The organism is Oscillospiraceae bacterium, assembly GCA_034925865.1.
Classification (GTDB): domain Bacteria; phylum Bacillota; class Clostridia; order Oscillospirales; family SIG627; genus SIG704.
This window is the reverse complement of the sequence record JAYFRN010000006.1, coordinates 196,394-221,800: the sequence shown is the minus strand read 5'-3', so window position 1 is coordinate 221,800 and position 25,407 is coordinate 196,394. Positions and strand designations below refer to the sequence as shown.

Annotated in this window: 21 protein-coding genes; 11 read left to right on the top strand and 10 right to left on the bottom strand. The window is 45.9% G+C overall.

Going from position 1 to position 25,407, the window contains the following annotated elements; translation table 11 throughout:
- The first annotated feature begins 37 nt into the window (after positions 1–37).
- The 7 genes from VB118_03390 (at position 38) to VB118_03360 (ending at position 8,339) form a co-directional block, all read left to right on the top strand.
- Positions 38–1,534 carry a hypothetical protein gene (locus VB118_03390; GenBank protein MEA4831645.1) on the top strand — a complete coding sequence of 499 codons (1,497 nt, stop codon included), beginning with the start codon at positions 38–40 and terminating at the stop codon, positions 1,532–1,534.
- Positions 1,531–2,532, top strand: coding sequence for a hypothetical protein (locus VB118_03385; GenBank protein ID MEA4831644.1), 1,002 nt, complete (start codon positions 1,531–1,533; stop codon positions 2,530–2,532). Before VB118_03390 ends, VB118_03385 begins: the two co-directional genes overlap by 4 nt.
- A gap of 283 nt (positions 2,533–2,815) precedes the next feature.
- Positions 2,816–4,105, top strand: coding sequence for a UDP-N-acetylglucosamine 1-carboxyvinyltransferase (locus VB118_03380; GenBank protein MEA4831643.1), 1,290 nt, complete (start codon positions 2,816–2,818; stop codon positions 4,103–4,105).
- Between the two features lie 109 nt (positions 4,106–4,214).
- Positions 4,215–5,117: a stage 0 sporulation family protein gene (locus VB118_03375; GenBank protein ID MEA4831642.1), complete on the top strand. Its 903-nt coding sequence runs from the start codon at positions 4,215–4,217 to the stop codon at positions 5,115–5,117.
- Between the two features lie 70 nt (positions 5,118–5,187).
- Positions 5,188–5,361 carry a 4Fe-4S binding protein gene (locus tag VB118_03370; protein MEA4831641.1) on the top strand — a complete coding sequence of 58 codons (174 nt, stop codon included), beginning with the start codon at positions 5,188–5,190 and terminating at the stop codon, positions 5,359–5,361.
- A 426-nt stretch (positions 5,362–5,787) separates the two neighbouring features.
- Positions 5,788–6,054, top strand: coding sequence for a 30S ribosomal protein S15 (gene rpsO, locus VB118_03365; protein ID MEA4831640.1), 267 nt, complete (start codon positions 5,788–5,790; stop codon positions 6,052–6,054).
- A 194-nt stretch (positions 6,055–6,248) separates the two neighbouring features.
- Positions 6,249–8,339 (top strand): polyribonucleotide nucleotidyltransferase, encoded by a 2,091-nt coding sequence (locus VB118_03360; GenBank protein ID MEA4831639.1) that lies wholly within the window; start codon positions 6,249–6,251, stop codon positions 8,337–8,339.
- A 181-nt stretch (positions 8,340–8,520) separates the two neighbouring features.
- On the opposite strand, the gene VB118_03355 is transcribed toward VB118_03360, so the two are convergent.
- Both VB118_03355 and VB118_03350 read right to left on the bottom strand, forming a co-directional pair.
- Complete coding sequence (locus tag VB118_03355) at positions 8,521–11,217, bottom strand: carbohydrate-binding domain-containing protein (GenBank protein MEA4831638.1); 2,697 nt, start codon at positions 11,215–11,217, stop codon at positions 8,521–8,523.
- Positions 11,218–11,415: 198 nt separating this feature from the next.
- A complete protein-coding gene (locus VB118_03350) occupies positions 11,416–11,934 on the bottom strand; it encodes a DUF4830 domain-containing protein (GenBank protein ID MEA4831637.1) in 519 nt (172 codons plus the stop codon).
- A gap of 254 nt (positions 11,935–12,188) precedes the next feature.
- On the opposite strand from VB118_03350, the gene VB118_03345 reads away from it, so the two are divergent.
- The 3 genes from VB118_03345 to VB118_03335 all read left to right on the top strand — a co-directional run bounded on the left by VB118_03345 (position 12,189) and on the right by VB118_03335 (position 15,958).
- The gene (locus tag VB118_03345; protein ID MEA4831636.1) at positions 12,189–13,304 is read left to right on the top strand and encodes an Ldh family oxidoreductase; all 1,116 of its coding nucleotides are present in this window, start codon (positions 12,189–12,191) and stop codon (positions 13,302–13,304) included.
- 73 nt (positions 13,305–13,377) lie between these two features.
- Positions 13,378–14,562, top strand: a complete 1,185-nt coding sequence (locus tag VB118_03340) for an NADP-dependent malic enzyme (GenBank protein ID MEA4831635.1) — start codon at positions 13,378–13,380, stop codon at positions 14,560–14,562.
- A 31-nt stretch (positions 14,563–14,593) separates the two neighbouring features.
- A complete protein-coding gene (locus VB118_03335; protein ID MEA4831634.1) occupies positions 14,594–15,958 on the top strand; it encodes an NUDIX domain-containing protein in 1,365 nt (454 codons plus the stop codon).
- Positions 15,959–16,185: 227 nt separating this feature from the next.
- On the opposite strand, the gene VB118_03330 is transcribed toward VB118_03335, so the two are convergent.
- The 7 genes from VB118_03330 to VB118_03300 all read right to left on the bottom strand — a co-directional run bounded on the left by VB118_03330 (position 16,186) and on the right by VB118_03300 (position 22,735).
- Complete coding sequence (locus VB118_03330; GenBank protein ID MEA4831633.1) at positions 16,186–16,587, bottom strand: GNAT family N-acetyltransferase; 402 nt, start codon at positions 16,585–16,587, stop codon at positions 16,186–16,188.
- Positions 16,588–16,847: 260 nt separating this feature from the next.
- Complete coding sequence (locus VB118_03325) at positions 16,848–16,988, bottom strand: OadG-related small transporter subunit (GenBank protein MEA4831632.1); 141 nt, start codon at positions 16,986–16,988, stop codon at positions 16,848–16,850.
- 19 nt (positions 16,989–17,007) lie between these two features.
- Entirely contained in the window at positions 17,008–18,078 is a 1,071-nt protein-coding gene (locus VB118_03320; GenBank protein MEA4831631.1) for a sodium ion-translocating decarboxylase subunit beta, read from the bottom strand.
- Positions 18,079–18,635: 557 nt separating this feature from the next.
- Positions 18,636–19,667, bottom strand: a complete 1,032-nt coding sequence (locus VB118_03315; protein ID MEA4831630.1) for a M20/M25/M40 family metallo-hydrolase — start codon at positions 19,665–19,667, stop codon at positions 18,636–18,638.
- A gap of 12 nt (positions 19,668–19,679) precedes the next feature.
- The gene (locus VB118_03310) at positions 19,680–20,741 is read right to left on the bottom strand and encodes a M42 family metallopeptidase (GenBank protein MEA4831629.1); all 1,062 of its coding nucleotides are present in this window, start codon (positions 20,739–20,741) and stop codon (positions 19,680–19,682) included.
- Complete coding sequence (locus VB118_03305; GenBank protein MEA4831628.1) at positions 20,728–21,789, bottom strand: hypothetical protein; 1,062 nt, start codon at positions 21,787–21,789, stop codon at positions 20,728–20,730. Before VB118_03305 ends, VB118_03310 begins: the two co-directional genes overlap by 14 nt.
- 37 nt (positions 21,790–21,826) lie before the next feature.
- Positions 21,827–22,735 (bottom strand): DMT family transporter, encoded by a 909-nt coding sequence (locus tag VB118_03300; GenBank protein ID MEA4831627.1) that lies wholly within the window; start codon positions 22,733–22,735, stop codon positions 21,827–21,829.
- A gap of 124 nt (positions 22,736–22,859) precedes the next feature.
- On the opposite strand from VB118_03300, the gene VB118_03295 reads away from it, so the two are divergent.
- The gene (locus VB118_03295) at positions 22,860–23,423 is read left to right on the top strand and encodes a phosphoribosyltransferase family protein (protein MEA4831626.1); all 564 of its coding nucleotides are present in this window, start codon (positions 22,860–22,862) and stop codon (positions 23,421–23,423) included.
- A 9-nt stretch (positions 23,424–23,432) separates the two neighbouring features.
- Here the strand turns inward: VB118_03295 and VB118_03290 are convergent, their stop codons facing one another.
- Entirely contained in the window at positions 23,433–25,346 is a 1,914-nt protein-coding gene (locus VB118_03290) for an ABC-F family ATP-binding cassette domain-containing protein (GenBank protein MEA4831625.1), read from the bottom strand.
- Between the last annotated feature and the right edge of the window lie 61 nt (positions 25,347–25,407).

The window sequence follows — 25,407 nt, the reverse complement described above, 5'->3', positions numbered from 1 at the left end:
CCGCGTCGGCGGCAAGATACAAGAGGCAGGATATGTTATGAAATCCGAAAAAAAAACATTCACCGCGGGAGATGTAGTCAGACGTACTGCGATAATAATATTATGCGCGACAATGGCGTTACTATGGGGCGGTTATATCGGCGCTCGTCTGGAAGCTCCGCAATCAGAAAACGCGGGCAATTTTCCGGCGGAGCATAAATGGATATTCACCAGTCTGCATGGCGCACAAGAAGAACCTGCAATAGACGGATTGCAAATAACGCCCGTGTTCATATCGCTGGCTGAATCCGGTAAAAAGAAAGGATGCGCTTACGACGATTCTCTCATAAAATCAGTTTATGCTAATCTCAGACAATATCTGACTGTGTTGTTTTCCTCAAAATCCGTGTGCAGAGCTGTCGAAGGAGAAGAAGCCGAGGATATGTATATGCGCGCTTTTGACGCGGGCACGAACGCATTCATAATGTATGACTGTGAAATTAACAGCGCGGCTGTGTCCGCCCTTAACGCGGACAGCGATCTCAGCGTATGTGACGGCAGCATCGGGGGAGCAAATATCAGGTGTATAGTTATATATGTCGAGCAAAACGGTCTTTTAAACGCGTGCGCGCGCGATGACAGCGGAAATATTACACTTTTTACCGAAAAGCTCCCGGATCACGGATATGCTTTTAACAAAGCTGTCGCGGATGAATATAATAGCAATGTAGGTTTCTGCGAATTTAACTTTTTATATGAAAATACGGAGGATTCGAAGTTATTTGATGGGATGCCTTCGGATTTCCCGATTGTCAAAACAATAAAGACATCTCAGAAATTATTATGTGCACAGCCGGCGGAGCGCTTTGCCGCTTATCTGGATCAAACCAACGCATCGTCCGAGCTGCTGCAGGACGAATATATAAAAAAAATACTGAGCTGTTTTTATATCAATCCTATACTTACGAAACATTACGCGGCCGACAATTCGATCATATTTGCCGACAGCTCAATGTCTCTTGCCATCAGCCCGACCGGAAAACTCAGATATGAGGCGGCTGACGGCGGCATAAAAATAGGAACACTGATCGGATCTGATTCAGACAAGTATTCATTTGCGGAGCGCGTAAGGGCGGCAAGCGTCATCGCTGCTTCGCTGCCGGCTGGAATCTTTGGAGGAGAGGCCTCGCTTCGTCTGAGAAGCATAACGTTTGACAGCGCAAGCGGATGCGTGTTTTTTCAGTTCTCGTATTATTACAACGGAATAAGACTTACACAAATAACCGGAGAAAACGGACCGTCGGTCACAGTCGGAATAACAGATGAAAAAATAATGTATCTCAGCGCGGACATGCTGAGCGTGAACGCCGCTGCCGATTCGACAACCGCTATAATGCCGATCAGAGCGGCCATGGTGATATTACGCGCTGAAAACGCATCGTATAGCGCGCGCGGGGCGTCTCTTTGCTATGTTTTAAAGCAAAACGGATATATGTTTTCCGCAGACTGGGCATTCAGTAAAAGCGATACGGAGAATGGCAGGAAAGTTGAATGAATTCTAAAATACTTGAGCGGATCCTGTTGATAATGCTTGCGGCAGTAAACATTTTTCTGGCTATAACGTTCGTTTCATACAAAGAAAACCGCGGAACGCTGACTCAAGAGGCGGTTGCGAACGCGGAAGAAATATTGAAAAAGCGCGGGCTGAACGTTTCGGACAGCTCTGTGATGACAGTTCTTCAAAAAAAGCCCACGTTTCATTTCACAATGTCCGAAAAAAAAGTTAAAACGCTTGTCGCTGCGCTTGTAGGAAGCGACGGAAAATTATTATACGGGAGTCCCGACAGCATGCTTTATATCGGGAAAAATGTGTCCGTGGAAATCAGAAAAGATAATAGTATAATTTATATAAACCTCGGTTTGCTGATCCCTGAATCGGAAAAAAATGCGGATGAGGATGTGATATATCCGGAAGCGGTTATGAACTCAGATAATTCAGGTAAATATTCTGAAGAGAAGGTTTTTGTAAAGGTAAACGAGCTTCTTAGCGGATCGGTGAAGCCCGGCATAGAGCCTTCGCCAAAACAAAAAAAGCTGCTGGAAGAGCTGACCGGCGGTTTGACAGAAGTTTCATTTGAAGACAAAACACTTGTATACCTCGGAGGCGCAAAAGAGGACGGACTCGAATATTTTGCGGCTGTGCAGATAATAGAAGGACTTCCTGTCTGCGACAAGCGCATAGTGTTCGTGTTTTCCGGCAATGAGCTTGTGTATATCAGCGGCAGTTTCATATTCATAAAACCGGACGCGTCCTATTCTCTTCCAATGATAGACGGCATAAACGCGCTTTTCGGTGTGAAGGATATAACCGGCGATGTGATATGTACGGAGCTTTGCTACGGAAGCGTTTTCCATTCAGAAACCGGTTTTTATATGATACCGACATATCAGATAGAATTTTCGGACGGTAAAAAAGTATACGTGGATGGAGTCAGCGGTGTTGTTAAGGAGACAATTATTGACGATGCAAATATTAAAACGGCAATTAAATAATCCTTGTTATAATGTTATATAAGATAGAAAAGTCCATATACAGAGTCTTTTCTCTCTTCACACGAAAATTATTTAATTGCTGAGTTAATAAAAATCGCGTTTTATTGAGAGAAATGACTCTGTATATGGATTTTTCTCTCATATGAAGCAATTATTATTAATTATTGCTTATTAACAGAGGTGAAACAAAAACGGAATATTGAAATTATTGATAAAAACCTCTTTTAATTGTGTTGAAAAGATGATATACTTATAATAATTTGCATAAGGAAAGACTGCACACATGGATAAAATCGTAATATACGGCGGCAGGCGGCTTACAGGAGATATAAGCGTTTCCGGAATGAAAAATGCTGCCGACGCCATAATTCTGTCGACTATACTTGTCGAGGACGAATGTATAATAGAAAACCTGCCTGATATCAGCGATGTCAACAATTCGCTTGATATACTCAGGGCAATGGGCGCGAAGGTGGAGCGACGCGACCGAAATACGGCGATTATTGACACGACCTCTCTCATTCCCGGCTCGTCTCCCGTCGATATCGTCGGGAAAATGCGTGCCTCTTATTATCTTATTGGCGCGGAGCTCGGCAGGTATTCAAGAGCTCATGTAGGTTATCCGGGCGGCTGTGATTTCGGAGTACGCCCGATAGATCAGCATATTAAAGGCTTCGAAGCACTCGGAGCCGATGTGACAGTTCAGAACGGATATATAAACGCCGAAGCTTCCGGCGGACTTAAGGGTTCTTCCATATATATGGATGTCGTCACGGTCGGAGGCACGATCAACACAATGCTTGCCGCGGTAAAGGCGGACGGTATTACCATAATCGAAAATGCCGCGCACGAACCGCACATTGTTGACACCGCCAATTTCCTCAATGCGTGCGGCGCTCAGATCAGCGGAGCGGGCACCGATGTAATAAAGATCCGCGGCGTTAAAAAGCTTCATGGCGTAACGTATGCGATAATTCCAGATATGATTGAGGCCGGTACTTATATGATTCTTGCCGCGGCGACCGGCGGAAGACTTAAGATCAACGGCGTCATACCCAAGCACATGGATTCAATCTCCGCAAAGCTCATTGAAATGGGCGTCTCAATAACGGAGGAAGATGAGGCCGTGATCGTCGAAAGGAAAGGCCGGCTTTCAAGGGTGAATATCAAGACCTTGCCGTATCCCGGTTTTCCGACGGATATGAATCCGCAGATGTGCGTGCTTTTATGCCTTGCCGAAGGCACGAGCATATTAACCGAAGGCGTGTTCGACAGCAGATTCAGATATGTCGAAGAATTGAAGCGTATGAGCGCCAAAATAAAGGTTGACGGAAAGGTTGCGATTATAGAAGGTACGGGAGCTCTAACCGCCGCTCCTGTCAGAGCGGTAGACCTGAGAGCCGGGGTGGCAATGATCATTGCCGGTCTTGCGGCTTCAGGACGCACCGAAATCGATGAAATATATCATATACAGCGCGGATACGAGAGGATAATCGAAAAGCTCAACGCCGTTGGAGCCGACATAAAGCTTATCCACATTCCCGACAGCGTTATTTACGAAAAAGCCGAATAGGAAAGCAGAATATAAAATGTCAGAAAAAAAATCAAGAAAAGATATAATTTCACTGGAAGAAGAAAAATCCGCCGCTGAAGAAGTTATCGCAGAAAATGACGACGAGAAAATGCCGGTAAAGGATGCCGGGGTTACGGATGGCCAGCCTGAGACTGATGAAATTGTCGGAGTAAAATTCAGAACAGGCGGCAAAATTTATTATTTTTCACCTCAGGAATATAAGCTCGTTCCCGGCGATCAGGTAATCGTCGAAACAGCGCGAGGAATAGAATTCGGAACGGTATCGCTTGCAAACCGTGTTGTAAGGCGAAGCGATATAGTTTCTCCGCTTAAAAAGGTGATAAGGCTCGCAAACAATGTCGATTTGAAAAAAGTGTCCGAAAACACGGCTGTTGAGGAAAGAGCGAAGACAAAATTTATCGAGCTTGTCGCCGGGCATGGTCTTGATATGGCGCTGATCGACGTGGAATATACCTTTGACAATACAAAGCTTTTGTTTTATTTCACCGCAGACGGACGGATAGACTTCAGAGAACTTGTGAAAGACCTCGCATCCGTATTTAAAACACGCATAGAACTGCGCCAGATAGGCGTCAGAGACGAAGCCAAGCAGATCGGAGGGCTCGGAATTTGCGGACGTCCGTTCTGCTGTAAAACTTTTCTTGACGATTTCAGCCAGGTGTCCATTAAAATGGCCAAGGATCAGAATCTTTCGCTAAATTCTGTGAAAATATCAGGCACCTGCGGAAGGCTTATGTGCTGTCTCAGATTTGAAAACCAGGTTTACGAGGAGGAGGCGCGAAAAACGCCCCGGGTTGACAGCATTGTCATGACTCCAAAAGGCGGCGGCACTGTGATCGAAGCGAACGTTCTTTCGGGCTTTGTCAAAGTAAAACTTGATTCCGCGCCGGATCTGGCGCCGGAGATATTCAACCGCGACGACCTAAAAGTTACGGGTATGAGGAAACGCATCGAAAACGAAAAGCGAGATGAATTAAGCAATATAGAATAAATATTTTTAAAACCCCTTTATTATTTCGGCGGTTTATTATATAATATCAAAAAACAGGAGGTAATCAATTATGGCATACATCATTACCGATGACTGTATCGGATGCGGAGCATGTGTGGACGAATGTCCGGTCAGCGCAATAACACTTAAGGACGGCAAGGCCGTAATCGACAAGGACACCTGCGCTGAATGCGGATCCTGCGCCGATGTCTGCCCGGTCGAAGCGCCAAAACCCGAGGAATAATCATTATCGTAGTTTATTTAATAAGTCACGGCGGTAAATAAGATCACGGAGCGGCATATAATTTGTCGCTCCGCTTCTTTCGGTATACGTGACATGGCGGAATATTAAAGAAGAGGTAAACCTCCGGTCTGACAAACAGAAAATCACAAAAGCAGACACGCCTTTCCTCGTAAAATTAAATTTAACTCCGCTTCCACGGCTCTGAATTTTTCTTTTTTTATTCACCAAGTATAAAATCTTCGCAAAAATGAGAAAATACTATTTACATAAAACTTAATATATGTTATAATAGTATTTGGGTATTTTCGTCCGCGGCGCAGTCACGGGTTAACTCCGAGGCCGTTTGTGAATCCTTTCGGAATACGACGCCCTTTCCCGTGTCCGGGTCGAAGGAGACTGCCTTATATTAATACGGAGGTAAAGACAATGCTTTTAAAAGATGAAAAGCAAGGCATAATCACAGAATATGCCATTCACGAAGGAGACACCGGATCGCCCGAAGTGCAGATCGCCATTCTTACCAAAAGAATAGAAACACTTACCGAGCATCTTAAGGTAAATCCCAAGGATCATCATTCCCGCAGAGGTCTTTTGAAAATGGTTGGACATAGAAGAAATCTTCTTACCTATCTTTCCAAAAAAGACATCAATCGCTACAGAGCGATAATCGACAAGCTCAGCATCAGAAAGTGAGCCAAAGCGCGGCCGCCTGCGCGGCCGCGCAAAATATCTGTCAAAAAGAGATCAGATTAATTTCCCCGCGCGAAATTTTCCGTAAAGCGGACAAATGCGATTAGCCTTTACAAAAACAAACGAACAGAAATTTAAGCTCATTTATTTTTGTAAACGCTAATCTCACGCGGGGACAAAAGAGAAAGGAATTTGAAATGTTTGAAAATTACAAAGTGTTCAAATATGAATACGCCGGTCGTCCCCTTATAGTAGAGACCGGAAAAATCAGTCAGCTTTCCAACGGTTCCTGCCTTATAAGATATGGCGACACCGTTATTCTTGCAAACGCAACGGCAAGCGCGGCCCCCAGAGACGGAATAGATTTTCTTCCGCTTTCCGTTGACTTTGAAGAAAGACTTTATGCGGTAGGTAAAATACCCGGCAGCTTTTTAAAGAGAGAAGGCCGTCCAAGCGAAAAAGCAATTCTTACCTCACGTGTCATCGACAGACCGATTCGTCCTCTCTTCCCTAAGGATCTGAGAAATGACGTATGTATTTCTCTGCTCGTGCTTTCCGTTGATCCTGACTGTTCACCGGAGATAACCGGCATGATCGGCGCTTCCATAGCACTGTCTATTTCCGATATTCCATGGAACGGACCTATAGGCGGGGCTATGATCGGGCTTGTCGACGGAAAACTCGTTGTAAACCCGACCGCGGCTCAGAAGGAAAAATCCACGCTTGAGCTGACCGTCGCGGCAAGTGAAAAAAAGGTCGTTATGATCGAAGCCGGAGCAAAGGAAGTCTCCGACGAAGACATGTATGACGCGATTATGCTCGCTCATGAAAAGATCAAAGAATTGATCGGTTTCATCAACATGATAATCGGAGAAATCGGCAAGCCGAAATTCGATTATCCTTCCTGCGAAGTTAATCACGATATGTATGACGATATTAAAAACTTTGCCATAGATGATGTGCGTGTCGCTCTCGATACAGATGATAAAAAAGTCAGGGATGTAAAAATTCTCGCAATAACGAACAGAATATACGAAGCTTTCGATGAAAAATATCCTGAAAGTCATCCGATGATGAACGAATGCATATACAAGCTTCAGAAATATGTCGTTCGCCGCTGGCTGCTTGACGATCATAAGCGTGTCGATAGCAGAAAAATGGATCAAATGCGTCCTCTCGCGGCAGAAGTCGGATTATTGCCGCGCACGCATGGCTCCGGAATGTTCACCCGCGGTCAGACTCAGGTTCTCACCGTCGCCACTCTCGGCTCCGTTAAAGACAGCCAGATGCTGGACGGTATTGACGATGAAGAATTCAAGAGATATATGCACCATTACAATATGCCGGCTTATTCCGTAGGAGAAGCAAAATCCACTCGTAGCCCAGGACGCCGAGAGATCGGTCACGGAGCTCTCGCGGAAAGAGCGCTTGAGCCGGTCATTCCGGCGGTAGAAGAATTTCCGTATGCAATCCGTCTCGTTTCCGAAGTCGTTTCATCAAACGGTTCGACTTCACAGGCTTCGATCTGCGGCAGCACTCTCGCGCTGATGGACGCAGGCGTTCCGATCAAAAAGCCCGTTGCCGGAATTTCATGCGGCTTGATTACCGAAGACGACAGATGGATGACGATGATCGACATACAGGGTCTTGAGGATTTCTTCGGCGATATGGACTTTAAGGTGGCCGGAACGAAAGACGGTATAACCGCAATCCAGATGGACCTTAAAATCGACGGACTTACTCCGGAAATAATCAAAAACGCACTTGAAACCACTCACAAAGCAAGAAACTATATAATTGACGAAATAATCTGTAAATGCATAGATAAACCGCGTGACGATGTTTCTCCGTATGCGCCAAAAATGATAACAATGAGAATCAATCCCGATAAGATCAGAGAAGTAATCGGCAGCGGCGGAAAAGTAATTCAAAAGATCTGCGCAGACACAGGCGCGAAGATCGACATTGAAGACGACGGCAGCGTATTTATCGCCGCTATCGACCGCGCCGCGGGATACAAGGCCCAGGAGATCATAAATTCCATCGTGCTTGATCCGGTCGTGGGCAATGTATTTACCGGAACTGTTACACGTATTATGAATTTCGGCGCATTTGTTGAATTCGCTCCCGGTAAAGAAGGACTCGTCCACATTTCAAAGCTCGCCAAGAACCGCGTAGAGAAGGTCGAGGATGTCGTTAAGGTCGGAGACGTGGTAAAGGTCAAGTTTACCGAAATCGATGATAAGGGAAGAATGAACCTTTCTATGAAAGATGTCGAAGAAAACTGAGATCACTTTCAGAAATAATATCAAAGTAGAAGAAGCTGCGGCAAAACATAATTTTGCCACAGCTTCTTTGTGTGATATAGTTCAATAGAACATAAATTCAAACTTCTAAGATAAAAAAGCTCATATACCAGAGCCTTTTTCTCTTTAAGCTGTAATTCTTAATCGCCTAGTCAATCATTACTCAGGGTCTTCCGCCGCCGGGTCCGCCGGGATTCATTCCTCCGCCGGGTCTCCCAGGATTCATTCCTCCGCCTCCGGTCGATGTAGTCACAGCCGTGAGCGTGAGCTTTGAAGAAACAGATCCGCCGCTGTAGGAGCCGCCGCTGTAAACCTCGTTTACACAGGTTCCTCCGGTATAGCTCCCGCCGGTGGAAATCGTATAGACAGCGTTCTTTTCAAACTCCGGAATGCTGAGACAGACGCTTTGCGTCATCTTAAGTGCTTTGAATGTAAACAACACATTACCGTCCGAATCGGCTATACTCCAAAGGGTTCCGGCTGAAAGCGATAAAGCAGTGCCAATACTGTATTGCGTAGAATAATTTGAGCTCGGATATTCAGCCATACCGGAAGAACCGTAAGCAAGCAGAACGCCTCCTGTGATTTTTATATAACAGCTTCCGTCGCCGCAGTCCAGCGGACCGTTCCCGTCTGAGGTCGGACCGGCGGCAATTACGTTTCCGCCGCTCATTATTATATTTCCGTTTGAATCGATTCCGTCGCCGCTTGCGTTTACGAATAAATAACCCCCTGTTATATTTATGCCTGTGTTTGAAGCACCGGTACCGCCTGCGTTAAGACCGTCATCGGAAGCGGCAAGCTCAATATATCCGCCGTTTATATTAATATAAGTCTTTGATTCGATGCCTTCGTATGAACGTGTTATTGCAATTTTGCCGCCGTCTATTGTGAGAACGCCGTCTGATGCAAGTCCTTTGCTGTTGGCGTTGTTATAATAGGCGTCGAGATTCAGGACTGCGTTTCCTTTTACGGTGAGAGTACCGCCTGATTTTATTGCGTGTCCGGTGCTCGACACTGTAATCGTTCCGCCGCTTATGTCAATATCGCTATTTGATTTTATACCCTTAGAGGCTATTTTTACAGTATTGTTATCATCCGGGCCAAAGCCTCGGCCGCCGATTTTTGTCGTGGATGTTTGTGATTTAATTTCGGTTCCGGTAGTTTTTATGTTTACGTTTCCGCCGCTTATCGAAAGCGTATCAATAGAAAACAGCCCGTTTTTGCCGGCCGAAATCGTCGTTGTTCCGCCGGAGATGCTGAGCTTTCCTGCGGTTTCCTCATCATTCTCGCTTTTTACAGCGGTAGAGGCCGATTTTATATCCACCGAACCGCCGTTAATTTCAATTACGGCGTCTGATTTAAGCGCGGTCTCACGGCTGTCTATCGAAATATACCCTCCGTTTATCACAAGCGACAGCTTGCCTTTCAATCCGTTACAGCTGATTTCTTCATTGTTGCTGTCATAGGTTGTCTCGCCGTTAATGCCGCCGCCTGATGTTATTGTAATTGCTGCGGGACTGTCCACGGTCAGAAAGGTTTCTGCCTGGATACCGTCGCCCGCGGATGTGATTATTGTTGTTCCGCCGGAAAGCTTTACATAACCGGTTGCGGCTGTCCCGTCGCCGTTTGCTTTGATCCCATCCTCTTTTGAAACTATATTTATTTCGCCGCCGCATATTGTGACGCCGCAAACGGCTTTGATCCCATCGAGGCCGGAGCTGATATTAAGCTTCCCGCCGCCGACCAAAATGCTTGATTCGGCGTCAATCCCATCTCCGGAGGATGTGAGATCAATCGTACCGCCTAAGAGAGAAATAATGCCGCTGCCTGAAATATACAAACCGTTTTCGTCAGTATCGCCTTTTGCTTTGATACCGTCGCCGCCTGCTTTCACAGTCAGCTTTCCGCTTTTTATAGTAAGCGAATTCTTAACCGCTACTCCGTGATCCGCGGAATTTACGGTAATATCACCTCCGGATACCGTGAAATTTTTAGTGTTGTATATTCCCTCGGACGAGGAATTGACGGTCAGCTTTCCGCCGCCGCTGATGCTTAAATCGGCGCTTTTCACTTGGATGGCAGCGTCTTCGGTATTTGATGAGCTGTCAGAGACGAAGTTTTCTGTTCCGTCAGTTAAAATAATATTAAGAGAATTGCCTTTATCGCATTGAACAGGCGCGCCGGCGCCGAGATATGTCATAGAAGCATCTGAAAAGATAAGAGTAAAATCGCATCCCTTGCCGCTTAACAAAAGCTGTGCGTTTGCCGCAGTGCCCGAAGCCATATATATGCCGGATTTGCTTATATTGTATACGCTTCCGGCTTTGAGGGATGAAAGGTCTATGTTTATTATCTCCCCGAGATTGTACAGCTTTCCGGTTACAGTGGTGTCGGATGAAGGCATTGAAGCGGGAAGGTCGGCCCAGCCGCTGAATTGATATTCTTCGGAATTATAATCCGGTGAATAGCTTTCTATGGCCGCGCCGTATTCGTATTCCGCGTTTTTGACAGCTTGGCCGTCCATCACATAGGTAAGAGTATATTTGTTTATTTTATATACGGCATTAAATGATATATTTTCTTCCGGCATGGAAGAGGGAACGGAATTGTCCCAGGATACGAAGGTATATCCTTCCTTCACGGGTTCCGCCGGAACGGTCACAGAAGCGCCTGTTTCATAATCGGCAGAGGAATAAAGGTTTCCGTCGGAATAAAAAGACAGCTTGTATGTGTCCGCGCCAGATACTTGCGCGGTTCCTCCGTCATCCTTTTTGTTTTTATTTTCGTTCACATATCCGCATCCGGTGAAAAACAAGGCTAATGCAGCAGCAAGCAGCAGGCATAGTACGCGTTTCATTTTCTGTATCGCCTTTCTATATGTTTTCGCATGCATTTATTATATCCCGTTATTTTATTTAATCAGAGAAAATAAACTGAATGTTAAGTGAAAAGAAATTTAATGAATCTACACATAAAACCAGCGGTCTGACGACTAAATCGCCAATACCGCCGGAAACTGCTTAGATGATATCGTTAACGCAGCCGAAACAACTGTTTACATGAAGATGTTGTTGTCCTTTGTAAAACCGTGCAGGAAGCCGTTTACATCCGCAGAGCAAACATCTCCGCCTATGACCGTATCGCGGTAAACGAGAAGATTGGCATACACTGTTCCGTTGTAATCGTAATTCTTTATTATGTAAGTATATCTTTTTATTTTCTTCCCGCGGAATTTTGAAAGGTCAAGTCCCTCGCCCTTCTGGAGCTCGTTGTATTTGGTATATACCGCATCAAACACTGACGGCACGGTTACCTCTGATATTTCAATCACTTCGGGATCGACTTCCCAGCCGAATTTTTTTAAGAATTCAATCCTGTCGGACGCCGTTTTAATACCCTTGAAATCGCCGGAGGAAAGCCTTGTCGCACCATAAAGCATTCCGTCCGGTTTGATTTCGACTGTTTCGCGATTGTTTTTTGGCAGCAGCGTTGCAAGCAGAATTATAACGATCAGTGCAACAATAATGATCGCCCATATTTTTAGCACAGAGCTCTTCACAGAATATACAAACATTTATAATTACCTCCGTAAAACGTTTCTTCATGTCAAATAATATTCGGCGGAAGCGGTTTATATTACATATATTATCTGATATATTTTACTTCGCCGGGTTTTTCAACAAATACTATTGTAAAATTTCACGTTTGTGATAAAATAATGATTAGCAGAAATCAGGATTAACTGAATGAACTTTTCGGAGATCCGCGCGTCCCGGTATATTCATCGTGGCTATATTACAAATTATAATATAAAAAGGACATAAAAATATGGCAGAAACCTGTATAGTATCATGGAAGCAAATAACCGATTTCGTGAAAGCGGCCTTTATAGGATACGGCGTTCCCGCTGAGGATGCGGTTATCTGCACCGATGTTCTGCTTGAATCCGACCGTCGGGGCATAGAATCCCACGGAGTAAACCGTTTTAAGCCGATATATCTCGACAGAATAAAAGCCGGTATACAGAATCCGATAACGAATTTTGAAATTGTTCGTGAAACTCCGACGACCGCGGTCGTCGACGGACATGACGGCATGGGACAAGTCATCGGCTTCAAGTCCATGAGTATGGCCATAGAAAAAGCCAAAAAATACGGAATGGGCATGGTCGCCGCGAGAAACTCCACTCATTATGGCATAGCGGGATATTATGCCACCATGGCATCCTCTGCCGGAATGATCGGAATTACCGGGACAAACGCGCGCCCTTCGATTGCTCCGACCTTCGGAGTGGAAAATATGCTCGGAACAAACCCGATCACCTTCGGAATGCCGACCGACGAACCGTTTCCGTTTGTGCTTGACTGCGCGACTTCGATAGTTCAGCGCGGTAAAATAGAATATTACGCCCGTCTTGGAAAGCCCACCCCCGCCGGTATGGTCATAGGTAGAAACGGCGAAACCTTGACCGATTCCGAAGAAATTCTCTCCGATCTGACAAAAGGCGCCGCGGCTCTTGCCCCGCTGGGTGGCATCGGAGACGAACTGGCCGGATATAAGGGATACGGCTATGCCACTGTCGTTGAAATACTCTCCGCTGCTCTGCAGCAGGGAAATTACCTTCGTATGCTTACCGGAATCGGCGAAAAGGGACAAAAGGTTCCGTATCGCCTCGGACATTTCTTTATTGCGATAGATACAGAGGCGTTCATGGGGCTTGAAGCTTTTAAAAAGACTTGCGGAGATATCCTTCGTGAGCTGCGCTCATCGGAAAAGGCGCCCGGACATGACCGTATTTATACCGCCGGTGAAAAAGAATATATAGTATGGCAGCAGAGAAAAGACAGCGGAGTTCCTGTAAATGCCGCGGTCCAGAAGGAGCTTATCGCCGTCAGAGACGAATTGTGTCTATATGACTTTAAATTCCCTTTTGAAGACAAATAACTAATTTCACCCTATAAACCATAAATAATTTTCTACTAAACCTTAATGGATTGAACTTAAAGGAAAAATCATTATGAACGGACAAAATGATAAAAAACCGGAAACACTTGCCGAAAGGGCAATTCAAAAGCATTACGAATGGCAGGGAAAAATTGAGATCAAGAGCCGTGTCGAAATAAAAAATTCAGAGCAGCTCTCTCTCGCATACACTCCCGGAGTTGCCGCTCCGTGCCTGGAAATACAGAAGGATTATGATAAATCGTTTACTCTTACACGCCGGAGCAAGCTCGTCGCCGTTATCACCGACGGCACCGCCGTGCTCGGACTCGGAGATATAGGCCCGGAGGCCGGAATGCCGGTAATGGAAGGCAAATGCGCTTTGTTTAAGGAATTCGGAGACGTCGACGCGTTTCCTATATGTATAAGGTCGAAGGATGTCGACGAGCTTGTGCGCACAATATACTTGATTTCCGGCAGCTTCGGCGGAATCAATCTCGAGGATATATCCGCGCCGCGCTGCTTTGAAGTGGAACGGCGCTTAAAGGAAATATGCGACATACCTGTATTTCATGACGACCAGCACGGCACCGCGATAGTCGTAGGAGCCGCGTTGATGAATGCTCTGCGTGTTGTGAAGAAGGATATTTCATCGGTAAAAGCAGTTATAAACGGCTCGGGGAGCGCGGGGATCGCAATCGGAAAGCATCTTATAAACCTTGGCGTAAAGGATCTTGTTATGGTTGACCGCGCGGGTATAATTTGCGACGATCAGGACGCTTTCAATCCCGCACAGCGCGAAATGGCGCGTTTGACAAATCCGTGCGGCGTCACAGGAAAGCTTGGCGATGCAATGAAGGGCGCGGATGTCTTTATCGGAGTTTCCGCTCCGAAAATTGTCACGTGCGAAATGGTTGCGGGAATGACGCAGGGATCTATTGTCTTTGCTATGGCGAATCCGGTTCCGGAGATAATGCCCGACGAGGCAAAAGCCGCGGGAGCCGCCATTGTCGGCACGGGCAGAAGCGATTATCCGAATCAAATCAATAACGTTCTTGCTTTCCCGGGCATTTTTCGCGGAGCTCTTGATTGCCGCGCCAAGGCGATAACCGAAAAAATGAAGGTCGCCGCGACATACGCGCTTTCAGGGCTTGTTTCCGAATCGGAGCTGAGTGACGAATACATTCTACCGAAAGCTTTCGACAAACGCGTCGCTCCGGCTGTGGCTGAAGCCGTAAAGGCCGCCAACGATCCCTCCTGAAGCAATTATTTTATTAAATAAGAGAATATATATGAATATTTTAAAAGTCTTTGATAAGGGTGATTATAATCCCGACGCGCCACGGCTTGTACGGAATGCTGTCCGCGCCGTAATTCGGCGCGGAGATAAGCTTTTGCTGATAAAAAGCGAAGCCGAGGGATATTATAAGCTTCCTGGAGGAGGAATTGAACGCGAAGAGGATCATCTCGACGCACTTATCCGCGAGGTTGACGAAGAAACAGGATACTCTGTGGTTGCGGATACGGTAAAACCCTTGGGATTGATACGCGAAATCAGAAGAAGCCTTTATGATTCCGATACCTTTGAACAGAACTCATATATATATACATGTGAAATATCCGGCTCTGCCGGAAAAACGCATATGACCGATAATGAGAAAAGACGCCGGTATATTCCGGGATATTTTGATATCTCCGAAGCGTTCAACGCTGACAAAGAGATATCCGAACGGTCTGATACTGATTTTCTATTAAGAGAAATGTATGTTTTTAAAATGCTCATGAAATCGGATAAGTACACAAAAGGAAAAAATAAATCCGGCGATAATATCGGAGCTATACTCGGGGAATTTTTAAGCTCTGAAAATATAGATACGTATGCCGTTGTTCCTTATTCGTCGTGTAAAATTATAAATCCGTGCGCGGCCGAATCGCTTATTACAAAAATCGGAGAGCCGGTGTCTGTCCTTATGTTTTGCGTGCCTTATTATACAAAGCTTTCGGACGGAGCGGGCATATCCCGTTATGCCGCCGCGCGTGATTATCATTTGTATTTCAGGCTGCTGTCAGATCGGCTGGGCAAATTTCTGAATTCGCGCGGAGCTTGCGTGAAATTTGCCGTCACCGGAGATAATTCACCCATTGACGAACGTGCGGCCGCCATGACCTGCGGGCTTGGTTTTATCGGGAAAAACGGGCTTCTGATAAATTCAAAATATGGAAGCTTCATATTTCTGTGCGGAATATATTTTTCATCTCATATATTGCTTGATTCTTCAGGCATATCCGAGCGCACGGAATGCCTTGACTGCGGAAAATGCGTATCTGAATGTCCGGGTAATGCGCTTTTATTGCGGGATTACACACGATGCCTTTCCTACATCAGCCAGAAAAAGCATCTTGACGAAGGGGACGAGGATCGCCTTGCTTCGACCGGGACCGTCTGGGGCTGTGACATCTGTCAGAATGTCTGCCCGCATAATTCCGGGATTCCGGAAACTCCGATCGAGTTTTTTCGAACAGATTTAATTCCTAATCCGACGCTTGAGAATATCTCCGCGCTTTCCCACGCCGGAAAATTTGATGACCGCGCTTTCGCGTGGCGCGGAAGACAGACCATTGAACGAAACATAAAAATTAATACCTCTAAAAAGTGAAAAAGCCCGCATCCGCGTATCTCGCAGATGCGGGTTTTGTTATACAAAAAACACTTAAGGATCCTTTTAGGAAAAGTGTCCTTAAGAATCCCCTAAAACTCATTTTGGGAATTTAACCTGAATCATCTTTTTCGCTGTTTTACTATAACCCCTTGAATTTAAGTACTTGTGACTAAACCAACAATCTAAGATTTGTAAATACATATGAATGAAGGTATGTGATAGTACTATAATTCTTTTATCATATGGTATTTTGTGTTATTAAGCGGAATATCGTTTAATTCACTTAGAATCTTATATCCATGTTTTTTATAAAATTCTGGTGCTTGCCAACTCATAGTATCGACATGTACATGATGACAACCACGTTTACGAGCTTCATCTTCAGCTGAAATTAAAATTTTCGAACCAAATCCATGCTTGCGGTATTTTTCATCGACCCACAAAACATCAATATACATCCATCCCCAATAAGTTCCACCCAATAAACCAGCTATTATTTTGTGTGAATTATCATATTCAATCATATTCAACAGTTCATGGTTATCAGGGCCAACCATAGCAATATTAAAAGCAGTTAAGGAACTATTGATATAATCAATTTCTTCTTTTGTTGTTGCGAAGTTCATTCGATTCTCCTTTATGACCATGTCAAGCACATTGTGCAGATGCTTTGTATTACCGATCCCAGCCATTACCACGGACGATTCCCAGATTGGGTAAGGCTTAGTTCATTTAACTGCAATATCTAGAGTGCGAAGATAAAATATTTTCAGAATTGTTGCTTATTTGGAAACGTGTTCATGAGAATCTCCAAAACTCATTTTAAGCTTATTCTGAATGAGCTTTTAAAGGTATGGAGACTTTTCACGGAAAAGTCCCCAGGAAATTATTTGCTTTGATTATTATTTTTTGCCGATATCACATTGAGCACGGTGACAAGCAGATAAATTATGCCCATTACTATAAAGATTCCGCCGACGCCTTTTGCCATTATCGGCAAAGTTTGTAAAAAAAGCTCAGTATTCATTATATTTTCTCCTTTGTAATCATACGCAAAGCGTCAGTATCAACCCTCCGGCTATAACAGAGGCAATCTGACCGGCCACATTTGCGCCCGCGGCGTACATTAGAAGATAATTGGTCGGATCTTCTTTAAGGCCGAGCTTGTGTATGACGCGTGCGGACATAGGGAAAGCCGAAATGCCGCAGGCACCGATCATTGGATTGATTTTCTTTTTTGAAAACAGGTTTAAAAGCTTTGCGAAAAATACCCCTCCGACCGTGTCAAAGACAAACGCGAAAAGTCCCAGCCCCATTATCATGAGAGTTTCTTTTGTCAGAAATTGTTCCGCTCTCATGTTTGCCGCAACAGTGATGCCAAGCAAAATAGTTATGAGATTTGCAAGCGTCGTCTGAGCTGTTTCGGAAAGAGACTTTAGCACTCCGCATTCTCTTAAAAGATTACCAAACATCAAAAAGCCTACAAGCGCGACCGAACGCGGGGCAAAAAGCCCTGCTATGACAGTGACGGCTATCGGAAATATTATTTTGATATAATGAGGTATTTCATTTCCGGCAAGAGGTTCCATACGTATGCGGCGTTCCGCTTTTGTGGTGGTTGCGTATATGACCGCCGGCTGAATAATAGGAACCAGCGCCATATAAGAATATGCCGATACAATTATGGCTCCGATGTAATTGCTTTTGAAGAAGTTCGCCACAAATATTGATGTCGGTCCGTCAGCGGCGCCTATTATTGCTATGGATGCCGCGTCATTAAGATTGAAGAACAGCGACGCCGCGGAAAGAGTGAAGAAAATGCCGAACTGCGCCGCCGCGCCGAATAAAAGGAGCTTCGGATTTTGCATTAACGGACCAAAATCGATCATCGCGCCGATACCTATGAACAACAGAAGAGGGAAAAGTTCATTGGCTATGCCGGCGGAATAAAGCGCGTCAATAATGCCTATTTCTTTAGCTCCGTCTATTATTTGAGTGACGGCTCCCGAAAGAGGCAGGTTGACAATAATGGCGCCGAATCCCATCGGAAGCAGCAAAGAAGGCTCCATATCTTTTTTTACCGCGAGATAAATGAGTGTCGCACCAATAATCCACATGACTGCCTGGCGCCAGTCCAGATTTGAAAAATTTGAAAATAACTCGCTGATATTTATCACCTCAAATAAATTTATATACATGGCTGAGACAATACAATGATCGCCGCTTGTCAGAGAAATAGGCTATAGTATATGGGCTTTTCTATCATTGCTATCATTATTTTGATTGCTGTTCAATAACTGTGATATTATGCTTTTAAAAATAATGGTGATCAAGGACTAGGAGAAGCTATTCCGAACTATATTATTATTTCTTTATTTCGGGTTTTCATCAAACAAAAAAGACTTCTGCCGGAAAATCCGGCAAAAGTCTTGCTTAATGCTCGTAATTGCATTGCGCGCGACCGGCGGCAACCCGGAAACGGGATGCTGCGTCATGACGATCGTTGCGGCGGCGCGATAAAAGCACCGCAGCTACTCCCCTTTGCTTGCGTTTAATATATCATAACGGTTCCTTTTTGTCAACTGCTTTTCTTATTAAAACAGCAATTAAAAAATGATTGTTTTATAAGTGAAAAGCTCATATACCACAGCTGTTTTTTCTCTTAAAGCGGTAATTATTCAGTTGCCGCGTTAATAAAACTTTTTTTTACCGAAGCTGTCAAAAGCTCGACCGCGTTTTCGGCATCGGAGAGCTTTAACATTTCAACTTGGGAATGCGTGTGCCTTGTCGGAATTGAAATTGCGCCGGCCATAACTCCGCCGTGTGAAGTTATAACGGATGAGGTATCTGTACCTCCGAAGGTCGCGACCTCTATCTGATATTTAATATCTGCTTCCTCCGCGGATGCCTTCAGATGCTTTATCATCGGGAAAGTGCAGAGTACGCTCGCGTCCTTTATTTTTATGCTCGGGCCCGCTCCGAGCTTCAGTCCGCTCTTTCCTCCGATGACGTCAGCTGCCGGATATATGTCGACGTTTATGCCGTAATCCGGCGCTATGGAATAAGCGGCCGTTTTTGCTCCGCGGCATCCTACCTCCTCCTGCGCCGTAAATACAAAATATACATCATAAGGAAGAGAAAGCTCTTTTCCGGAAGCAAGCTCACGCGCTGTCTCGATAAGACATGCGCAGCTTATCTTATTATCCATAAATGAACCGGAAACACAGCCTCCGGAAAGCCTCGTCAGAGGAAGACAAACGGCGCATACATCACCAATCCTTACCTTCTTTTCTATCGCCTTTTTACCGGGAGTTCCAAAATCCACATACAGCTTTTCGGCTTTAATATCCGCGGCGGCCGTCCCGGATTCCGGCACGAGAACGCCTTTCAGTCCTGATGCGAAGCTCACGACCGAATAAGACGCGGCTATTGCGGAGATCCCGCCGATAGGGGCGACACGGGCCCGTCCGTCAGAATCAATATCCATAACCATAAATCCGATATGATCCATATGCGCCGACAACATGAGCTTTTCCGCGTTTTCGCGTGTGCTTTTCTTTAACGCAATGAGATTCCCCATTGCGTCTGCGTGTATTTCATCGACAAAGGGGCTGATGATTTCGGTAATAGTCTTTGCCATTTCCTGTTCGGATCCTGATACGGAAAGAACCGCGTTGAATTTTTTTAATGTATCGTAAATCTTCATGATTTTATCTCCTTATTCGTTTTCGGCAAACTTGCCGCATACATGTATCATAACGCCGATCATCGCCTGCATTGAATCGACATCCTCCACACGGACGGTAGATGAGGGGGAATGGATATATCTCGAGGGCGCGCTCATGGCGCATACTCTTGCCCCGTATCCTGCGCGCTGAAGAGCGGCGGCATCGTTTCCGCCGGACGGTCGTGTTTTAAGCTGATGCTTTATGCCGCGCGCTTTGGCTTCGTCCATAACTGTGAAAAGAAGCTCTTTGTCATAGATGGCGGCGCCGTCAATAAGAGACAAAACCCCTCCTTCTCCCTGGCGGCAGACGACGTCCATTCCGCTGACTCCGGGCATATCTCCCGCCGTTGTGGCGTCGAGCGCGACTGCCACGGAGGGGCAAAGGTTATGGGCGGCAACCGCCGCTCCGCGAAGCCCTGTTTCCTCCTGTACTGAAAAGCAGAAGTATGTGTCATATTCAAGCGCGGTCGTTTCACGCATTGCGTTAATGAGAAGATAGCATCCGAGCCTGTCGTCAAGCGCCTTTGCTTTAATCACGCCGCCGTTTTCTCCGAAGAATTCGGTTTTGGAATCAAAGTGTATATAGTCTCCTATTGAGACATGAGAAAGCGCGTCTTCTCTGTCCTTGGCGCCTATGTCGATAAGCAGCTTGTCTATTGAAAGCGCGTCATTTTTATTGGCGTCATTTCTCTGCATATGAACAGGCTTTGAGGAAATTACGCCATTTATGTTGTTTTTGCCGATTTTTACGCGTTTGGCTGGTAAAATGCCGGCATCTATGCCACCGACCGGAACGAATTTGATATATCCCTCGTCGTCGATTGCACGCACCATAAATCCGACTTCATCCATATGAGCGTCGAACATCAACGGGCGGTGAAGCGTCTTTTCACCCTTTTTAAAAGCTATAAGATTGCCGAATTTATCCGTAAACAGCTTGTCGCAGTACGGCGAAATCTCTTTTATAATGAACGCCTTAATTTCGTCCTCGCATCCTGTCGCTCCGTTCATATCGCAGAGCGCGGACAAAAGCGCTTTATTATGTTCTGTCAAACAAAATCTCCCCCTCTCCTTTATATGTGCCGTCGGTTATAAACGCGGCGATTACGTTTGCGACGCTTTCCATATCGGAAATATCGCATAATTCCACAGGCGTGTGCATGTTTTTTAGCGGCAGCGAGAGGACGACACAGGGTATTCCGCCTGCCGACACGGCCATTTCATGAGCGTTTGTACCGGTATGTCCTGTATCCGCGATTACTTGTATAGGAAGCCTGGCATTTTTCGACGAATTTACAAGCGCATCCGAGAGATGGCGGCAAAGCGTGTCCGTATATGTTATGCTTGCTCCCTCTCCGATCAAATCGCGTGCCTTTTCCGTGTCTCCTGGGAGGCGGGCGTGATCCACGTCGACCACTATCGCGAAATCGGGCTCTACGGAATATGCCGCCATGACTGCTCCGAGAGCGCCCGTTTCCTCTCTGATGCTCAGAGTGACGTATATATCATAATCAATATCCTTGCCGCAGACAAGCTCGACCGCACCGATAAGACAAAGCCCGCATGCGCGGTCGTCCATCCCCTTTGAGGCGGCGCGGTTATTCAAAAGCTCTGTGAATTTCGTGTCAAAGCCGATCAGATCTCCTGGAGATATAATTTTTTCGAGAGATTCCCTCGAATAACCTGTGTCGACGAGAACAGAGCTCATCTCCTGCTTTTTGCCTCGCTTGTCGGCCGGAATCAAATGCGGAGGCGCGGCCGCCACAATGCCGCGAATCGTTTCCTTTCCGTAAAGAATCAGCTCCATTGCGGGAAGTATTCCCGTATCTACGCCGCCTATCGGCGCAACCTTTACAAAGCCGCCGTCGCATATTTCTGTGACGACAAGCCCGATTTCATCAAGATGAGCGTCGAGCATGAGCTTTTTCGCTCCTTTTTTTCCGCACAGCTTTTTCGCGATCACATTTCCGAAACGGTCACATAAGACCTCATCGAAATATGGCGCGCAAAGTTCTTTGAAAAAAGCGTGCGCGCGGTCCTCGCGGCTGGAAACGGACGGCACGAGGCATAGCCGTGACAGCAGATTATTAAAATCCAGCATGTTGTTTCTCTTCTCCTAATCTATATTTTTGGTTTGATTATTTGTTTTTTATACCCGCTTCGCTTAATGCGATCGTTTTAAGCTGAGAGGCGATTATTCCCGCAAAGATAAGCACACACCCTATAACGCCTCTTGCGCCCAAGGATTCCTTCAGCATCAGCGCGCCACCGATTGCGGCTGTTACCGATTCAAGACTTAAAACTATCGCGGCGACTGCCGGGCGGGAATTTTTCTGACCGATTACTTGAAATGTATATGCCAATCCGACCGAAAAAAAGCCTCCGTAGGCTATCGGTACAGCAGCCGATTTTATCGAAGCCAATGTAACGCTTTCGAAAATAAAGGCGCAGATCATGCTCAGGGCGGAGCATACGAAGCATTGTACGCACGAAAGCCTGAGCGCATCCGAGCGCTGAACGCAGTGATCTATACAGATAATGTGCGCTGCCCAGAGAAAGCTTGAGATCAACAAAGCCAGTATTCCGGGCGAAAAATTAAGAGACATATTTTCATTTACATTTAAAAAGTAAAGCCCGGTTACGGCAAGCGCGGCGCCGATCCAGGTAAATAAATTTGTCTTCTGCTTTAAAAACAATCCGAACAGCGGAACGAGCACAATATAAAACCCGGTTATAAACCCGGCTTTCCCCGCGTCGACATCCTTCATTGCCGATTGTTGAAGCCAGGAGGCGACGAACATTATCGAGCCGCATAATGTGCCGTAAGCCAAAAGCTTTTTAAAGGATGCTTTGGAAGAGGATAATCCGATCTTTTTCAAAATTGCTATTACAGGAAGCAGCGAAAGCGCTCCGAGGGCGAATCTGATCCCGTTAAAGGTGAATGGCCCTATTAATTCAGCGCCTAACTTTTGCGCCACGAACGCGAGGCCCCATATAAGCGCCGCCAGAAACAGAATAAAATTCGATCCGATTTCTTTTTTTATCATAATGCCTTACTGAAAAAAATAGCGCGTACAGTACCGCGGTATTGAAAACATGATTAAAATATGATATAATAAACGATGTTTGATTTGAAGTAATGATCAATCGAAAGGTTTGGTAATTTAAACAATGAGAGAATTTTATGATATAACCGTGGCAGGTGTGAAGCGCAGCCTTCCGATTTGCAAGGTCAGCGACGACCTCTATATTGCGGCGTTTGTGATATTCGGCGATGTGGAGCTTACCGTTGCTTGCGCGAAGGAATTAAACAGGCTTGCGCCCGAGCATGATATCACGATAACAGCCGAATCAAAAGGAATCCCGCTGATATATGAAATGGCGCGTCAGAGAGGTATCAATAAATACCTTCTCGCCAGAAAAGCGCCTAAGCTTTATATGAAGGACATCATTGCCACCGAAGTCAATTCAATCACCACCGCCAAAAAGCAGATGCTCTATCTCGACGGTGCCGACATGGAAGCGCTTAAGGGGAAGAGGGTTCTCATCATCGACGACGTCATCAGCACGGGAGAATCAATAAGCGCGCTGGAAACTCTTGTGAACAAAGCGGGAGGAGAAATCGTCGGGCGCATGGCGATCCTTGCAGAGGGCGAAGCCAAAAACCGTGCCGACATTAAATATCTTGAATATCTTCCGCTCTTCAACGCCGACGGAAGCGAAAAGCCGGTCTGAACCTGCGTCTCAGCTCTGTTCCTGCGTGAGCTGATCCATAAATTCATAAAGCTCAAGAAGTTTTTCTTCTGTTTCGGATTTTTCGTTATAAAGCTCTGTAAGCCGCACGTAATCACTGGCGGCCTCGGTTTCGCAAAGTCTGACTATTTCGTCAAGCCTTTCCTCCGCCCGTTTTATTTCGGCGGAGGTTTTTTCTGTGTCGCGGATGCGTTTGCTTGACGCGGCCCGGGCCTTTTTCATCGTCAGATAGCTTTCCTTTGAGGCGGTCGGCTCTCTATCAAAGCCTGAAGCGGACATTGAGACCGGCAGCAGCAGAGAACGCTTTTCTGTGAATTCGCCATAGCTCCCGATAAAATCTATTGCGGAGTGCGTTTCGGGAATAATTTCAAGTATATGCGTGGCAAGGCGGTTTATAAAATACCTGTCATGGCTCACGGCGATAACCGTTCCGTCAAACTTGCCAAGCGCGCTTTCAAGAGCTTCTCGAGAATTTATATCAAGGTGATTGGTCGGTTCGTCTAAAATCAGAACATTGACCTTCCTCTGCATGAGCTTTGCGAGCGTAAGTCTCGCCCGCTCTCCGCCGGACAGGACTTTTACTTCTTTGAAAACATCATCGCCGCGGAACATGAACATTGCCAAAAGCGCTCTGGCTTCGCTTTCTTTCATATCGGTTCCGTCCCATAGCTCTCCGAAGACGGTGTTTCCGTCGTCGAGTCCCTGTGATTCCTGGTCATAGTAACCGATACGGCAGTTGTATCCGAATTCAAAACGTCCGCCGAGCGGAATGTATGTTCCCGTGAGTATTTTAAGAAGCGTGGATTTGCCGCATCCGTTGCTTCCTATTATGAAAAAGCGTTCGCCTTTTTTGACTTCAAAGCCTACATCGTTGAAAAGTCGGTTGTCTCCGAAGCCCATTGAAAGCCCATCGGTCATAAGAACATCATTGCCCGAGGATGTCGTTTCGGCAAAAGAGAAACTAAGCTCGCTCGGAAGCGCGGAAGGCTTTTCAACTTTAATCATACGGTCGATTGCCTTTTCTCTGCTTTCGGCGGCGATTATGTTCCTTTCGCGATTCCAACGGCGTTGCTGCTCGATATAAGCGCGGAGCCTTTCGATTTCCTTTTGCTGATTTCTGTATTGCTTTTCCGCGATCTCGCGGTTTGCTCTCTTGCGTTCGCGGTATTCCGAAAACGCGCATGAATAAAAAGTTCCGTGTTTGTTTTCTATTTCAAAGGTTTGGGTTGTTACACGGTCGAGAAAATATCTGTCATGACTGACGACGATCAGAGTGCATCCGAGCTTTTTTAAATGTTCCTCAAGCCACTCCGTGCTTTTCAGGTCAAGGTGATTCGTGGGCTCGTCGAGCACAAGAATATCCGGCGCCTCCAGCAAAAGCCTTGCCAATGCTAGCGTCGTTTTCTGACCTCCGGAAAGACCGGATATTTCAAGCTCGAATAATTCGTCTCCGAAACCCAGACGATTAAGAGTGCTTTTTATTCTGCTTTTGTATTCAAGGCCGCCGGAGCGGGTATACTCTTCATACAAACGTGAGTATTCGCCGGCGGCGCGCTGGGCCGTTTCATGGCATTCCGATCGCATCTCCGCTTCAAGCGAATTTATCCTGCGCTCCGCGTCTGTGAGGGATGAAAATACAGCGAGCATCGCTCCAAAAACGGTGCTGTCAGGATCAAGCGCAGAATGCTGATCGAGCTTTCCGATGGTTTTTCCCTTGGTTATGAAAATACTGCCGGAGCTCGGTTCGAGTTCACCGCATATAAGCTTCAAAAAGGTTGTTTTTCCCGCGCCGTTAACTCCGACGACGGCAAGCTTGTCGCCTTCGTTTATGGCAAGGGTGATGTCTTCAAGAAGCGTTTCGGACCCGAACGAGAGCGACAGATTATTGCATCCGATTACAGTCATTTATACTCCGAAATTTAAAATACATATGCTTATTATACAACTGCCGAAGGAAAAACGCAAT